A 13,262-nucleotide genomic window follows, 5' to 3' on the forward strand; every position below is an offset into this window, starting at 1 on the left:
ACGCCAACTCATTTTCCTGTCAAGGAAATCGGTGCTTCGTCTCTCGAACGCACCGCCCCATTTCGCCGGGCCCGGTCAGGGCCGACGGCCGAGGAAACAAGGACGTTCACGCATGCGCACCACCCTTCTCAACCGCCGATCCGCCCTGCTCGGTGTCACATCGGCCGTGGGGTTGGCCCTGGCCGCCGTCACCCTGCCCGGTGCGGCCGGTGCGGCACCCCTCCGCCCGGAACGACCGACGATCGTGCTGGAGCACGGGGCGTTCGCCGATGCCGCGAGCTGGGACGGTGTCGTCACGCGACTGCAGCGTGCGGGCTACCCGGTGGTGGCCGTGGCCAACCCGCTGCGCGGTCCGGCGACCGATGCCGCCTACCTGCGCAGCGTCGTCGACCACATCGACGGGCCCGTGGTCCTGGTCGGCCACTCCTACGGCGGCACCGTCATCAGCCAGGCCGCCGCGGGCCTGGAGGGCAAGGTGAAGGCGCTGGTCTACATCGCGGCATTCTTGCCCGACACCGGTGAGAGCTCGATCGGGCTGACCAACAAGTTCCCCGGCAGCACCCTCGGCGACGCGGTCGAACCGGTGAACTACACGCTGCCGGACGGCAGCCAGGGCACGGATATCTACATCAAGGCCGACAAGTTCCGCCACCAGTTCGCCGCGGACGTGCCGGCCGCCAAGGCCCGGCTGATGGCCGCCGGGCAGCGCCCGGTCGCCGCCGCCGCTCTGGAGGAGAACTCCACCCTGGCCGCCTGGAAGACCATTCCGTCCTGGTCCCTCGTCACCACCCAGGACCTCAACATCCCCGTGGCCGCCCAGCGGTTCATGTCGGAGCGGGCGCACGCCCGAACCACCGAGATCGACGCCTCCCACGCGGTGTCCGTCTCGCGCCCCGATGCCGTCACGCGCATCGTGGAGGACGCGGCCCGGGCCGTTCGCTGACCGGAGTCCGGCCGGCGACCTGCACCATCCACCACCCCAGCACCCACCATTACCGGAAGGCAATAATCACCATGGCGTTCATCACCGTCGGCCAGGAGAACTCCACCGACATCGAGCTGTACTACGAGGACCACGGCACCGGGCAGCCGGTCGTGCTCATCCACGGCTACCCGCTCGACGGCCACTCCTGGGAGAAGCAGTCCGCCGCCCTGCTCAAGGCCGGCTACCGCGTCATCACCTACGACCGGCGCGGCTTCGGCCGCTCCAGCCAGCCCACCACCGGCTACGACTACGACACCTTCGCCGCCGACCTCGACACCGTCCTGACCACCCTCGACCTCACCGACGCCGTCCTCGTCGGCTTCTCCATGGGCACCGGCGAAGTCGGCCGCTACCTCGGCACCTACGGCTCGGCGCGCATCGCCAAGGCCGCCTTCCTCGCCTCGCTCGAGCCGTTCCTGCTCAAGACCGACGACAACCCCGGCGGCGTCGACGGCACCGTCTTCAGCGGCATCGAGCAGGCCGTCACCGCCGACCGCTACGCCTACTTCACCGCCTTCTACCAGGACTTCTACAACCTCGACGAGAACCTCGGCACCCGCATCAGCGAGGAGGCCGTCCGCAACAGCTGGAACGTCGCCGCCGGCGCCTCCTGGTACGCCTCCCTGGCGTGCGTAGCGACCTGGACCACCGACTTCCGCACCGACATCGCCAAGATCGACGTCCCCGCGCTGATCCTGCACGGCACCGCCGACCGCATCCTGCCCATCGAGGCCACCGGCGAGCTCTTCCACCAGGCCCTTCCGAAGGCTGACTACGTCGTCGTGGACGGCGCCCCGCACGGCCTGCTGTGGACCCACGCCCAGGAGGTCACCGACGCCCTCCTCGCCTTCCTGGCCAAGTAACCGCACCGTGGGCCCGCTCCGCCTCCTCACGGCGGAGCGGGCCCGCGGCGTTTCCGGAGAGCGCCCGATCAACGGCTCTGTGACGGTCGCCGATCGCCGAAGACACAGCGGACGGCGACCGACATGCCGTGGGCAGGCCCACCCGGGCTCCGGCCGCGGCCGTCGCCACGCCACCGCCCTGCATCTGCGCGGGCGCGTTCCCCACGCCCGCGCAGATGTCTGTGGTGCGGGCACGCGGAAGGGGGCCAGGCACTGTGTGCCTGGCCCCCTTCCGGGAGCGGTCGCCCGAGGCGGGTCAGCGGCTGGCAGCGCCCATCATCCAGGCGTGCTTCTCCAAGGTGCTGATGACCGCATGGAGGAGATCGGCCGTGGTCGGGTCCTCTGCGTCGATCCCGTCGTGCAGGGTGCGCACGGTGTCCGTGACGGCGTACAGGCGGTCGGTGATCAGGGCGACGACGGCTGAGGTCGGGTGCTCCCCGCCGGGGAAGGCCGGCAGCGTAGTGGTGGTCGCGACGGTGTCCGAGCGGCCGTCGGGTACGGCTCCCAGGGCACGCATCCGCTCCGCGATGGTGTCGCCGGCCTCACGAGCGTCGTCGACGACCTGGTCGAGGTGCAGGTGCAGGTCCCGAAAGCCGGGGCCGACCAGGTTCCAGTGCGCCTGTTTCCCCTGGAGGTGCAGTTCGACGAGGTCGGCCAGGATCGCTTGCAGCGCCGCGGCGAGCGTCGTTGAGGCGGTGAAACGCGCGGCGACAGCCGCGTTCACGCGCCTGTGGTCGGGAGACACTGAGGTAGTCATGTTCTGTCCTTGAGGTTGAACCTGTGACGGTCGGCCAGCAGCCTTTTCCTGCAAGCGCCGTGGTCGGCGCCGCCGCGGGCGCGGGGGGCCGGCGGGGCGGCCGTCAACGACGAGGCCCGCCGCGTCGGCCGGCGTCACTACTTCTCCAGTTCCGCGGCGACGGCCAGGCCCATGGCGAGCTGGCCCGTCAGGTTCGGATGTGCCGCCATGGTGCTCGGCGCAGGGGTCAGCGACTCGATCCACCGCGCCTCCCGCGGTGCACACATGTCGTGAGCGATGGTGGAGGTGTAGGTGTCGACGTAGGACACGCCCGCGCCGCCACCCACCCCGCGCCGCTCCAGGGCCCGGTTGAGCTTCTTGGCCATGTCCCGCAGCCAAACGAAGTCGCCCTTGGCGAAAGGTACTTCCGCGCAACCGGCACCGCTGTCAGGCAGGATGGACGGATAGCCGACCACCAGCACCCTGGCGCCCGGCGCGCGTCGCTTGACGTCGGTGATGACGTCGCGGATACGACCCTCCATGATGTTGATGCGTTCGCTCACCACATCGGTGCCGCCCGCGTTGTAGTGGTCCTTGCACGGGCTGCCGGCAGGGTTCGAGGACGCGACGAGTACGCACGTGGTGAGAATCGAGGTGAAGCCGACATCGTTGCCACCCAGGGTCAGCGTGACCACCTTGGTGGCCGGGGTGACGGCGTTGGCCTGTGGCGGCTTGGCACCCTGGTAGTTCCAGACGTGCCGCGTGGTGGCGCCACTGCACGTGACGTCCTTGAACACCGCGCCGCCGGTGAACGCCTTGGCGAACGTCGGGTAGCTGTAGCCGGTGCGGTCGCAGTAGGCGTCGTTGACCAGGGGCATCCCCGCCCCGGACGCGTAGGAGTCGCCCATGGCAACGTATTCACCTCCGGTCGTCTGCTGTATCTGCACCGCCGCGCTGACAGGGGTGTCCGCCGCTGCCGGCTCTGCCAGGGAGAACAGGGCGAGGGGCATCACGATCCCCAGCACGGCCCTGCTGCTTCGCGGCCTTGTGATTCGAGCCATGTTTCTCCATGAATGTCGGATTGCCGTGCGTGGCCGGTGCGGTCCGCCCGGACACGCTTCTCACCGCATTACGGTGGCGGGGGCGCGCTGGTTCACCTCTGTCGGCAGCGGCTGTAACGCGGCTCTGGCACGGAGAGTGGTGGTGGACGGCTTCGCCTCCCGGCCGCGCCGGCGGCCTGTGCCGACACGGGTTCTCGTCGTCGCCCGTCCTGCGATGCAGGCGTTCCGACGGACGGGGACGGGCCGACCTCAGGTCGGGGCGTCGAGAGCTTCGTAGACGTGCCGGATGTAGCTGTGGGTGCGTTCCGCACCTACAGGCTGATCGCAACGGAGGGCGGCCAGGTCGGCTCGACGGTCGAGGGTGTCTCTGGCCTTCAGCGAGCGGTCGGCTCAACCTTCCGACTTGGAGCGGGCTGTCCAGAGCCTCGCTTCCCGACCGTAGCGGGTGAGGAAGCGCGCGAACTGCAGGCGGTCCGCACTGTCCCAGTGCGCGGTGATCTCCTCGAAGGCGCGACGCTGCTCAGTGGCATAGGCCTTGCGCGCCGACTCCCCCGCGTCGGTGAGTTCGAGCAGGCTGCTGCGCCCGTCCTGCTGATAGGCGACGCGGCGGAGCAGGCCCTCCGCTATGCACGCGGCGACGGCACGGCTGGCGACCGGCTGAGCGACGCCCATTTCCTCGGCAACGCCCCCCACCGTGATCTGGCCTGCCGCGTCGCCGACAACGTTCAGGACGATGTTGCGGGTCAGGTCTCCACGTCCGGAGCCCACGCGCCTGCGCAGCCGGGACAGTGCCGGCCCCACGTCATCGAGGAGCGCGTCGTCGTCGTCGGGTACTGGCTGCCCTTGGCTGGTCACACCCATAATCTACGACACTCCAGATGGACATACGAAACGCATGTATATTACTTAAGGTATTGATTGCTGGATTGGTCCACCGAAGCGAGGCACGATCATGAGTACTACCGCCATCACCGGCGCACAGGTCTTCGACGGGGAGAAGCCCCTCGGCGTCACCACCGTCGTGATCGAAGGAGGCCGGATTGTCCAGGTCGGCGGCGACGCCCCGGACGGGGCCCGGATCGTCGACGGAACCGGGGCGACGCTGCTGCCGGGGCTGATCGACGCACATGTCCACACTGACCGCGCCTCCCTCGCGCTGGCCCTGAAGTTCGGTGTCACCACCGAATTGGAGATGCAGGGAACGAACACCCGCGAGCGGCGCGCATCGATCAGCGAGGACGACTCGGTGGCCGACGTGCGTTCGTCCGGCTTCGCGCTGACCCCGCCCGGCGGGCACCCGAGCGAGCTGTTCCCCGAGGGCTTCCACCCGGGCAAGGCCAGTGGCCCGGGCGGCGGTCACCGGGGCGAGCCGCCCTACCGCCCCGACGCAACCAGCCCCGAGGCAGCGGCGGCCTCCATCCCGCAGCTGATCGCGCACGGCTCCGACTACATCAAGTTCATGATCGACGACGGCAGTGTCGAGGGGCACCCGGGCCTGCCCATGCTCGACCAGGCCACCTTGAACGCCGGGGTGACCGCGGCCAAGAAGCACGGCGCGCTGACCGTCGCCCACGTCCTGACCCTCGACGCCACCCGCATGGCCATCGAGGCCGGGATCGACGGTCTGGTGCACCTGTTCGTCGAACCGGCGACCGACGAGATCGTCACCATGATCAAGGGCGCCGGAGCGTTCGTCGTGCCCTGCATCGTGCTGAACGCCTCCATGATGGGCATCACCGGCGACCAGCTGGCCGACGACCCGCGTGTGGCCTCCCGCCTGGACACCGACTGGGACGCCACCTTGCGCTCCTGCTTCGGCCACTACCCCCAGGGCAAGCTCCAGCACGTTCTGGACAGCGTCAAGGCCCTCGCCGACGCGGGGGTTGACTTGCTGGTGGGCACGGACGCTTCCCAGCCCATGCCGTTCCTCGGCGGCCTGGCCCACGGCGCCAGCGTCCACCAGGAGTTGCAGCGCCTCGTGGCAGCCGGCCTGTCCCCCGCGGCAGCGCTGCGCGCGGCCACCGCCACGACCGCCCGCCGTTTCCACCTCTCCGACCGCGGCCGGATTGCCGAGGGCCTGCGCGCCGACCTGCTCCTGGTCGACGGCGATCCCACCGTCACCATCTCCGACACCCTCAACACCCGCGCCGTGTGGCGCCGCGGCACCCGCCTGGCGGCCTGAACCCTCACCTGATCCAGGACCGCGCCATGACTGGTCGTCTCATCCCTGGGCCTGGGGCTCATGTTCCACGCCAGGCCGGGGTTGATTCGCCGGTGAGTCGGCGGGTCATCGAGACGTGCACCATGGCTTCGGAGCGAGCCGGGAGGGCTTTCACCCTGACGTGATCACCCGCGAGCGGCTCCTCTTCCGAACCTACTGTCGACACCATCCGATCAACGAGACAGGAGCCGCCTACAGCGGGTAGCTCCACGCCGCGAGCCGCCAGCTCGACCTCGCGGTCTCCTTTCAGCGCTTCTCGGCGCATCTCGTCATCATCACCGCCGCGTGTGCACTAGTTGTGAAATGATCTTCCTTGAACGTTGCATTTCCGCAGGTCAGAGGCATGTTCGATCAGAACTACGACCTCTAGAAGGCCCTCGCCGCACGGCGGTTCGGCCTCGCGCCGTGCCCTGGGGGTCAGCGTTTCGCTGACCCCCAGGGCACGGTGCGTTCCGGGCTCGGCGGGGTCAGCGGATGGTGACGGGGAGGGTGTCGAAGCCGCGGAGGACGAGGCGGTCGCGGCGGGTGGGGACGCCTCCGGGGGCGAGTCGCTGGAAGCGGTCGAGGAGCGCCGGCACGGCGAGCTCGGCCTCCAGCCGGGCCAGCTGGGAGCCGAGGCAGAAGTGCGCGCCGCCGCCGAAGCTGAGCGGCTGGCTGTCCGTCCGGGTGGGGTCGAAGAGTTCCGGGCGGTGGTAGCGGGCCGGGTCGTGGTTGGCCGCGGCCAGCAGGACCAGCACCACCGTGCCGGGCGGCGTCGGCACACCGGCCACGTCGAGCCCGGCGGCCAGCGCGATCCGGGTGGTGAGCTGGACCGGCGAGTCGTGGCGCAGCACCTCGTCGGTGAACCGCGCCGGGGCGAGCGCGCCGGTGCGCAGCCCCGCCATCGCGCGCGGGTGCCGGAAGAGCAGCGAGAGCCCGTTGCCGAGCAGGTTGGTGGTGGTCTCGAAGCCGGCCACCAGCAGCAGCACCAGATTGGCCAGCAGCTCGCGGCCGGAGATCCGCTCCGGGGCCTCGACGGCGATCCGGGCGAGGTCGCTGACCAGGTCGTCCTGGGGACGGGCCAGGCGCTCGGCGGCGAGCGCGGTGAAGTAACCGGACAGCTCGTCGGCGGCGGCGTCGGCGACGGCCAGCTCGGCGAGGTCCTGGACCAGCTCCAGGGCGACGGTCAGGTCTCCCGCGAGAGCGCGGAACCGGTAGCGGTCCGGCTCCGGGACGCCGAGGAGTTCGCAGATGACCTCGACCGGCAGCCGGAACGCGAAGGCGTCCATGAAGTCGACCGGCGAGCCGTCCTCGCCCTGCTCCGCCATCGCGTCCAGCAGCCGGCCGACCGCGGCCTCGACGGCCGGCCGCAGCGCCGCCACCCGGCGGGCGTTGAAGGCCGAGGCGATCAGCGAGCGGACCCGGGCGTGGTCGGGCGCGTTGCGCTGCAGGATCGAGCGGCCGAGCAGGGTCACCGACGAGTGCCGGGCCACCTCGGCGTTCGCCTCCGCCAGCAGCTCGATGTCCTCCAGCCCGAAGCCGGGGTCGCGCAGCACCCGGTTGGCCGCGGCGTGGCCGGCCACCAGGATTGTGCCGGGCCCGGCGGGCACGGCGGGGCCCAGCTCGTGCAGCCGCGCGTACAGCGGGTACGGGTCCGCCATGCCCCTGTCGGCCGTCAGCCGCTCGATGATCGACGCGCCGTCCACCCGGTGCTCCCCTCCGCGATCCGCTGCCGAGACCGCGTTGCCGGGGCCTCGCTGCCGATTCGTAAACCGCCGGTGGACGCACGGTAGTTCCCGGGAGCCCGGGTTCACCCGGCCGGGGACCGGCAGTCGGTACCCTGGCGGCATGGAGATCTGGATCAACCCCCGCTGCGGGAAGTGCCGCACGGCACTCGGCGCACTGGAAGCCGCCGGCGCCAAGTACACCGTGCGGCGCTACCTGGAGGACCCGCCGACCGCCGCGGAGCTGGAGCAGGTCCTGGAGCGGCTGTCGCTGGAGCCGTGGGACATCACCCGGCTCGACGAGCAGGCGGCCCAGGACCTGGGCATGAAGCGCTGGACCAGGGAGCCGGAGGACCGGGCGCGCTGGATCGCGGCGATGGCCCAGCACCCGATCCTGATCCAGCGCCCGATCATCACCGCGGAGGACGGCCACGCCGTCGTGGCCCGCACGCCGGAGGTCCTCAAGTCGGTCCTGCCGTAGGGCCCGCGAGCGGACGGTGCCGCCACGACCGGGCGGCCGGCGCCGGTCAGTGCCGCTCGATCCGCCGCACCGGCTCTCCCGGCCGCCAGGACGCGATCCACAGGTGGTCGTCGCCCACGGTGGTGTGCACCGCCTGCTCCAGCTCCAGCCGGAAGGCCTGGAACGGGCCGGGCGGCGGCTCCGGCAGGTCAGCCGCGTAGGCGGCCAGCTCGGTCTCGTCGGTGATCTCGACGGCCCGGCCGGAGAGCTTGGAGTCACCGCCCGCCAGGGTCTCGTCGCTCGGGGTGCTGTGCAGCGCGAAGCGGGGATCGCGCTGGAGGTCGCGCGCCTTCCGCGCGCCCCGCATCGACCCGAGCGTCAGGTCCGCGCCGAGGAAGTCCACCTCGATGCCGCTCACCCGGGGCGAGCCGTCCGCGCGCAGCGTCGCCAGGACGTGGTGCTTGTTCGCCTCGAAACGTCCCCGCACGGCGAGGGCCAGCTCCGGTGCCTCGCGCTCGAAATCCTGCCAGGTAGCCATGGCCTCCAGTCTGGCACCGGGCACCGACCGTGCCCGGGAGGCGCTGTCGAAGGCGCGGTCGGTGCCCGGTGCCAGACTGGACGGGTGACCACCACGACCACGTACATCGCGTTCCTGCGGGCCCTCAACGTCGGTGGCCGGACGGTGAAGATGGAGCGGCTGCGCGCCCTCTTCGCCGAGCTGGGCCTCGACGACGTGCGGTCGTACATCCAGAGCGGCAACGTCTTCTTCCGCACCGCGGAGCCGGACCGGGCCGCGCTCACCCGGCGCATCGAGGAGCACCTGGCCGAGGCGCTCGGCTACCCCGTCCCGACGATGCTGCGCACCGTGGACGAGGTGGCGGCGCTGCTCGACGCCGAGCCGTTCGCGGGCATCGAGGCCACCCCGGACATCCGTCTGGTGGTCAACTTCCTCTCCGAGCCGCTGCCGGCGGACTTCCCGGTCCCCTACACCTCGCCCAAGGGCGACTACGAGGTGATCGGCGCCGACGCCGGCGCCGCGTACGTGGTGATCCACCTGCGGGACGGCAAGTGGCGGACCGGCAGCAAGCTCTTCGGCGCGTCCTACCGGGGCTCGGCCACGGCCCGCTTCCTGCACACCACCGTCAAGATCCTGGCCGCCGCCAGGAAGGCCTGACCCCGGGCCGGCGGACGGCCGGGTGGACGGACCGGTGGACGGCCGGGTGGACGGGCCGGCGGACGGGCCGGGTGGACGGCCGGGTGGACGGACCGGTGGACGGGCCGGCGGCCGCCGGTCCGACCGGCGCGCCCGGCAATCTGGACAGGCACGGGCGGGTGACCCGACAATCGGGCCATGACGTCTCCTGAGATCCGGACGCACGTGGTCCGGCCGTCCGAGGCCGAGCGCGACCAGGCGCTCGGGGTGCTGCGGGAGGGCGCGGGCAGCGGCCGGCTGTCCCACGACACCTTCCTCGGCCGGATGGAACTCGTCCTGCACGCCGGCAGTCGGGCCGAGCTCGACCGGGCGATGGCCGACCTGCCGACCGGCAATCCGTTCGGCCGCTTCGTCCTGCGGACGGTGGGTCAGCTCTCGGCCTTCGGCGTGCGGTTGCGCGGGGCCTGGCGGATCGAGCGGCTGCCCGGACTGAGCCTGCCGCACCCCGCCGCACGGCAGTTGACGATCGGCCGGGTGCCGGGCTCGGGGCTGCGGCTGCACGACGCCTCGGTGTCGCGCCACCACGCCGAACTGCGGCGGGAGGGCGAGGACTGGGTGCTGTACGACCTCGGCTCGACCAACGGCACGCACGTGAACGGGCTGCGGGTCGCGGGCGGCGTCCGCGTCCGCCCGGGCGACCAGGTCCGGTTCGGGAACCTGGAGTTCCGGCTCGCCTCGGGCTGAACGGGCGCCGGGGCCCGGCGCACCCGCCGCCGTCAGTGCGGGAACTGCCGGGGCGGGCGCCGAACCGGCAGGGTGTCGCGGAACTCCTCGATCACGCTGCTAATCTGGCGGGTCAGCACGGTCCGCTCGATCAGGTGCAGGTAGCGGTGCTCGGCGGCCAGGGCCTCGACGGTGACGCCGAAGTACAGCGTCATCAGGGGATTGACGAAGAGCGGGCTGCCCTTGGTGCGGTCGGTGAACCGGACGTCGCCGAACTCGCCGCGCAGGGCGGCCGCCACCGAACCGTTGACGATGCTGGGGTACTCGGGGAACGCGGCCCTCGCGTACTCGACGGCGTCCAGGTAGAGCGCGCCCTCCCGGCTGTCGCGCGGGATCGAGAACGCCCCGAGGTAGCCGCCGGCCCGCTCCAGCGCGGCGAGGTTCTCCAGCACCAGCGCGTGGTTGACGCCGTGGAAGGCGTCGATGCCGAAACCCAGGCAGGCGACCAGGCGTTCGGGGACCTCCGTCAGCCCGGCGACCGCGCCGAGGCTGGCCATGTCCTCCTCCGGCGTGCCCAGGCCGGCCTCGTCGCCGCGCATCAGGATGTCGGTGCCGCCCCGTCGACCAACAGCAAGGCGTCGACGGCGAGATGGGCGGTGAGAGCCCGGTAGGCGTCGCGCAGCGGCCGCACCCCGACCTTCGGGAACGCCCACACCGTGTCGGGCATGCCCTGCCGGTGCAGCCAGCGGGCCAGCGTCCGCTCGGGGAAGTAGCCGTCGGGGGCCGCGGTGTCGGGGCGGATCCGGGCGACGTCGGGCTCCAGCCAGACCTCGGCGGGGAGGCCGTGGAGGTGGCTGAAGGAGAGGTTGGCCAGGTGCACCTCCTTGCCGGCCGCGCGCAGCGCGAGTGCCAGCGGCAGGCCCGCGTACACGTCGAATCCACCGCCGGCGCCGGCGATCAGGATGCGGTCGGCCGCCAGCAGACGGGTGATCAGAGGCGGTTCGAGAAGGGAGGGCACCGGGGGACGGTAGCACCGGGGGCGGCCGGCGGGACTGTCGGTGGTCGGTGCGAGGATGCGGGCATGAACCAGGAGACCGAGCTCAGCTTCGAGGTACGGCGCGAGGCGGAGGAGCGTGCCCGCGAGTTGATCCGCTGCGGGTTCCAGGAGTCGGACGAGATAGCCGAGTCCCTGGTCGACGAGTTCGAGGACCAGGGGCTGGAGCCGGAGGACGCCGAGGAGATCGTCGCCCCGCTCTGGCAGGAGCGGCTGGCCGAGCAGGCTTCGTGGCCGGAGACCACGGACGTGGACCGGCTGGAGGAGGCCTTCGACGCGCTGGAGGAGCAGGGCATCGTCGCGGCGATGGACTTCACCTGCTGTGCGAACTGCGGCTATGCGGAGATCGGCGGCGAGGCGGACGAGGATTCGCGCGGCTTCGTCTTCTTCCATCAGCAGGACACCGAGGGGGCGGCCGCCGGGCGTGGACTGATGCTGCGCTACGGCGGATTCCGGGCCGACGGCGGGAGCGCCGAGTCGGCGGAGCTCAGGACGGTGGAGATCGGCCGCGCGGTGGTCGCGGCGCTGGAGGCGGCCGGCCTGCCGGTGGAGTGGGACGGCTCACCGGAGAAGGCGATCTGGGTGACTCCGCTGACCTGGCTCAACCGCCTGCCCGAGTAGCGGGCCACGGTCGTGGCTCGGTACCGGCCCGCGGCGGCACCCGGCCGATGGCGGCGACGGGCGACTGCGGCACCCGGCGCGTGGCGGCGACGTTCGACCGCGGCGACGGTCAGCGGCTGACGTGGAGTTCGGCGTAGTGGTCGTGGGCGTTGGCGTCGCGCAGGGTGATCTCGGCCGTGCCGATGGTGGTCTCGGCGCCCTCGGCGACGGTCCTGGTGTCGTCCCCGAGTCTCACCTCGGCCGCACTGTGCGTAATGTGACTGATGATCAGTTCGACGGTCCGGTCCCCGCCGAAGACCTCGACGGTGTGGGTGGAGTCGCCGCCGGCGGTGCGGACGACGACGTCGCAGCTGTTGTCACTGGTGCAGAACACGGCGCCGCCCTCGCAGGCGGTCAGCCCGGCACCGAGCAGCAGCACGGCGGCCGCCGCGAACAGGGTCGGGCGGCCCGGTACGGGCCGGCGCGCGGGGCGCGCGGTGGTGGTCGCTGTGGTCATGGTTCCGACGGTAGGCGGCGGCCCGGGCCCCGCCATCGGCCCCCGGCGGTACCCTCCCCCTGGCCGCCCCCGGACTGTCCGGACCATCCCGCCCCCCTACAGCACCGGGGTCAATCCCGCAGGGGCCACGGGGCGTTGAGACGCCCAGCGCGCCCGACGCGGGCCCGGCGCCGATCATCGCACACCGTCGCGGCATAGGCGCTGGGCATATGCCACGCGCGTAGATCGAGGGCCCGCGAAAGGCCCGCCGCTCACTCGGCGGAGCCGTCCAGGGCCTCCGCCGGGCCCCAGAGCAGGCCGGTGCAGCGCTGGTAGGTCGCGTGCCAGTGCGGCCAGTTGCGCGCCACATCGTCGTCGCACTGGGCCAGCAGGGACTCGACCACCGCCGGCTCGACGCCGTCCAGCAGCCAGGCGAGCGCGTCGGCGGTACCGGGGCCGTCGGCGGAACGCAGCAGGTCCAGCAGCTCCGGCAGGCTTCCCACCCGCGAGGACCGCGCGAAGACCCGCTCCATCCGCGGCAGCAGTTGGCGCTCCTCGATCCGCAGGTGGGTCTCCAGCCGGGCCGCCAGGTCGTCCATGGCGTAGGCGACCGGCCAGGTGCTGCCCGCGTCCCGGCTGGCGATCCGGACCAGGGTGGTGACCCGGGTGAAGGAGTGGTCCAGGTTGTGGTGGTCGCTCTCCAGCCAGTTGAGCAGCAGGCGCAGCTCGGGCGCGAAGCGGCGGACCAACGGCCAGACCCGGATGTCCTGCTGCTCGTGGTGGCAGGTCAGCATCGCGGTGACGAAGGTCCAGTGCCGCAGGAGCGCCTCGCCCTTCTCGTCCTCGCCGGGCTGGAGCAGCCGCAGGGCGTTGGGCAGTCGGGCGAGGTCGCGACGGAGGGCGTTGTGCACCAGCCGCAGCCCGGCGAACCGGATGGCTTGCGGCTCCTCGTCGGCGGCCCGCTGACACTGGGAGCCCGCCTGGGCGGGCACGGAGGAGGACGCTAGGGACAGCAGACGGCTCGGCATGGCACTCTCTTCACGACTTGGCACGGCGGGCTTGCACGGCATGGCACGACCGGTCCTCCCGGACCGGTTCCGTGGCTGGCGGCACTGGCGGAATGCGGTCCCACCACAGTGGCCGTAGTCGATCAGAGGCGAATCAATGT

Annotated in this window: 14 protein-coding genes and 1 pseudogene; 7 read left to right on the plus strand and 8 right to left on the minus strand. The window is 71.7% G+C overall.

What is annotated here, in order from left to right; genetic code table 11:
* Window positions 1-112: 112 nt before the first annotated feature.
* Both ABZ497_RS01635 and ABZ497_RS01640 read left to right on the plus strand, forming a co-directional pair.
* Window positions 113-943, plus strand: a complete 831-nt coding sequence (locus ABZ497_RS01635) for an alpha/beta hydrolase (RefSeq protein ID WP_359802717.1) — start codon at window positions 113-115, stop codon at window positions 941-943.
* Between the two features lie 71 nt (window positions 944-1,014).
* Window positions 1,015-1,848, plus strand: a complete 834-nt coding sequence (locus tag ABZ497_RS01640; protein ID WP_359802719.1) for an alpha/beta hydrolase — start codon at window positions 1,015-1,017, stop codon at window positions 1,846-1,848.
* Between the two features lie 295 nt (window positions 1,849-2,143).
* Here the strand turns inward: ABZ497_RS01640 and ABZ497_RS01645 are convergent, their stop codons facing one another.
* From ABZ497_RS01645 to ABZ497_RS01655, 3 genes are all read right to left on the minus strand, one after another.
* Entirely contained in the window at window positions 2,144-2,611 is a 468-nt protein-coding gene (locus tag ABZ497_RS01645; protein ID WP_359802721.1) for a DNA starvation/stationary phase protection protein, read from the minus strand.
* Between the two features lie 170 nt (window positions 2,612-2,781).
* On the minus strand, window positions 2,782-3,648 hold the full coding sequence (locus ABZ497_RS01650; RefSeq protein WP_359802723.1) for an SGNH/GDSL hydrolase family protein: 867 nt from the start codon (window positions 3,646-3,648) through the stop codon (window positions 2,782-2,784).
* A 426-nt stretch (window positions 3,649-4,074) separates the two neighbouring features.
* The gene (locus ABZ497_RS01655; RefSeq protein WP_359802726.1) at window positions 4,075-4,539 is read right to left on the minus strand and encodes a MarR family winged helix-turn-helix transcriptional regulator; all 465 of its coding nucleotides are present in this window, start codon (window positions 4,537-4,539) and stop codon (window positions 4,075-4,077) included.
* 97 nt (window positions 4,540-4,636) lie between these two features.
* Here ABZ497_RS01655 and ABZ497_RS01660 point away from each other — a divergent pair, with 97 nt between their 5' ends.
* Window positions 4,637-5,866: an amidohydrolase family protein gene (locus ABZ497_RS01660; protein WP_359802727.1), complete on the plus strand. Its 1,230-nt coding sequence runs from the start codon at window positions 4,637-4,639 to the stop codon at window positions 5,864-5,866.
* Between the two features lie 506 nt (window positions 5,867-6,372).
* Here the strand turns inward: ABZ497_RS01660 and ABZ497_RS01665 are convergent.
* On the minus strand, window positions 6,373-7,590 hold the full coding sequence (locus ABZ497_RS01665) for a cytochrome P450 (protein ID WP_359802729.1): 1,218 nt from the start codon (window positions 7,588-7,590) through the stop codon (window positions 6,373-6,375).
* A gap of 142 nt (window positions 7,591-7,732) precedes the next feature.
* Between ABZ497_RS01665 and ABZ497_RS01670 the strand changes: the two genes are divergently transcribed.
* Window positions 7,733-8,089 (plus strand): ArsC/Spx/MgsR family protein, encoded by a 357-nt coding sequence (locus ABZ497_RS01670; protein ID WP_359802731.1) that lies wholly within the window; start codon window positions 7,733-7,735, stop codon window positions 8,087-8,089.
* A gap of 46 nt (window positions 8,090-8,135) precedes the next feature.
* Here ABZ497_RS01670 and ABZ497_RS01675 read toward each other — a convergent pair whose 3' ends face one another.
* A complete protein-coding gene (locus ABZ497_RS01675) occupies window positions 8,136-8,606 on the minus strand; it encodes a pyridoxamine 5'-phosphate oxidase family protein (RefSeq protein ID WP_359802734.1) in 471 nt (156 codons plus the stop codon).
* 84 nt (window positions 8,607-8,690) lie between these two features.
* Between ABZ497_RS01675 and ABZ497_RS01680 the strand changes: the two genes are divergently transcribed.
* Both ABZ497_RS01680 and ABZ497_RS01685 read left to right on the plus strand, forming a co-directional pair.
* Window positions 8,691-9,242, plus strand: a complete 552-nt coding sequence (locus ABZ497_RS01680; RefSeq protein ID WP_359802736.1) for a DUF1697 domain-containing protein — start codon at window positions 8,691-8,693, stop codon at window positions 9,240-9,242.
* Window positions 9,243-9,419: 177 nt separating this feature from the next.
* Entirely contained in the window at window positions 9,420-9,965 is a 546-nt protein-coding gene (locus tag ABZ497_RS01685; RefSeq protein WP_329487357.1) for a DUF1707 and FHA domain-containing protein, read from the plus strand.
* A 32-nt stretch (window positions 9,966-9,997) separates the two neighbouring features.
* On the opposite strand, the pseudogene ABZ497_RS01690 reads toward ABZ497_RS01685, so the two are convergent.
* Window positions 9,998-10,962: pseudogene (locus ABZ497_RS01690) on the minus strand (DUF1152 domain-containing protein).
* 63 nt (window positions 10,963-11,025) lie between these two features.
* Between ABZ497_RS01690 and ABZ497_RS01695 the strand changes: the two are divergent.
* Window positions 11,026-11,619, plus strand: coding sequence for a hypothetical protein (locus tag ABZ497_RS01695; RefSeq protein WP_359802738.1), 594 nt, complete (start codon window positions 11,026-11,028; stop codon window positions 11,617-11,619).
* Between the two features lie 109 nt (window positions 11,620-11,728).
* Here the strand turns inward: ABZ497_RS01695 and ABZ497_RS01700 are convergent, their stop codons facing one another.
* Together ABZ497_RS01700 and ABZ497_RS01705 are read right to left on the minus strand one after the other, a co-directional pair.
* Entirely contained in the window at window positions 11,729-12,115 is a 387-nt protein-coding gene (locus tag ABZ497_RS01700; RefSeq protein WP_359802740.1) for a hypothetical protein, read from the minus strand.
* Window positions 12,116-12,366: 251 nt separating this feature from the next.
* Window positions 12,367-13,122 (minus strand): hemerythrin domain-containing protein, encoded by a 756-nt coding sequence (locus ABZ497_RS01705; protein ID WP_359802741.1) that lies wholly within the window; start codon window positions 13,120-13,122, stop codon window positions 12,367-12,369.
* Between the last annotated feature and the right edge of the window lie 140 nt (window positions 13,123-13,262).

It is taken from the genome of Kitasatospora sp. NPDC005751, assembly GCF_040630835.1.
In the GTDB taxonomy this organism is placed as follows: domain Bacteria; phylum Actinomycetota; class Actinomycetes; order Streptomycetales; family Streptomycetaceae; genus Kitasatospora.

What these genes read in the sequence shown, in the direction of transcription:
- ABZ497_RS01695 (WP_359802738.1), top strand. Translation starts at nt 11,026, where the DNA reads ATGAACCAGGAGACCGAGCTCAGCTTCGAGGTACGGCGCGAGGCGGAG.
- ABZ497_RS01640 (WP_359802719.1), top strand. Translation starts at nt 1,015, where the DNA reads ATGGCGTTCATCACCGTCGGCCAGGAGAACTCCACCGACATCGAGCTG.
- ABZ497_RS01685 (WP_329487357.1), top strand. Translation starts at nt 9,420, where the DNA reads ATGACGTCTCCTGAGATCCGGACGCACGTGGTCCGGCCGTCCGAGGCC.
- ABZ497_RS01675 (WP_359802734.1), bottom strand. Translation starts at nt 8,606, where the DNA reads ATGGCTACCTGGCAGGATTTCGAGCGCGAGGCACCGGAGCTGGCCCTC.
- ABZ497_RS01670 (WP_359802731.1), top strand. Translation starts at nt 7,733, where the DNA reads ATGGAGATCTGGATCAACCCCCGCTGCGGGAAGTGCCGCACGGCACTC.
- ABZ497_RS01705 (WP_359802741.1), bottom strand. Translation starts at nt 13,122, where the DNA reads ATGCCGAGCCGTCTGCTGTCCCTAGCGTCCTCCTCCGTGCCCGCCCAG.
- ABZ497_RS01635 (WP_359802717.1), top strand. Translation starts at nt 113, where the DNA reads ATGCGCACCACCCTTCTCAACCGCCGATCCGCCCTGCTCGGTGTCACA.
- ABZ497_RS01660 (WP_359802727.1), top strand. Translation starts at nt 4,637, where the DNA reads ATGAGTACTACCGCCATCACCGGCGCACAGGTCTTCGACGGGGAGAAG.
- ABZ497_RS01700 (WP_359802740.1), bottom strand. Translation starts at nt 12,115, where the DNA reads ATGACCACAGCGACCACCACCGCGCGCCCCGCGCGCCGGCCCGTACCG.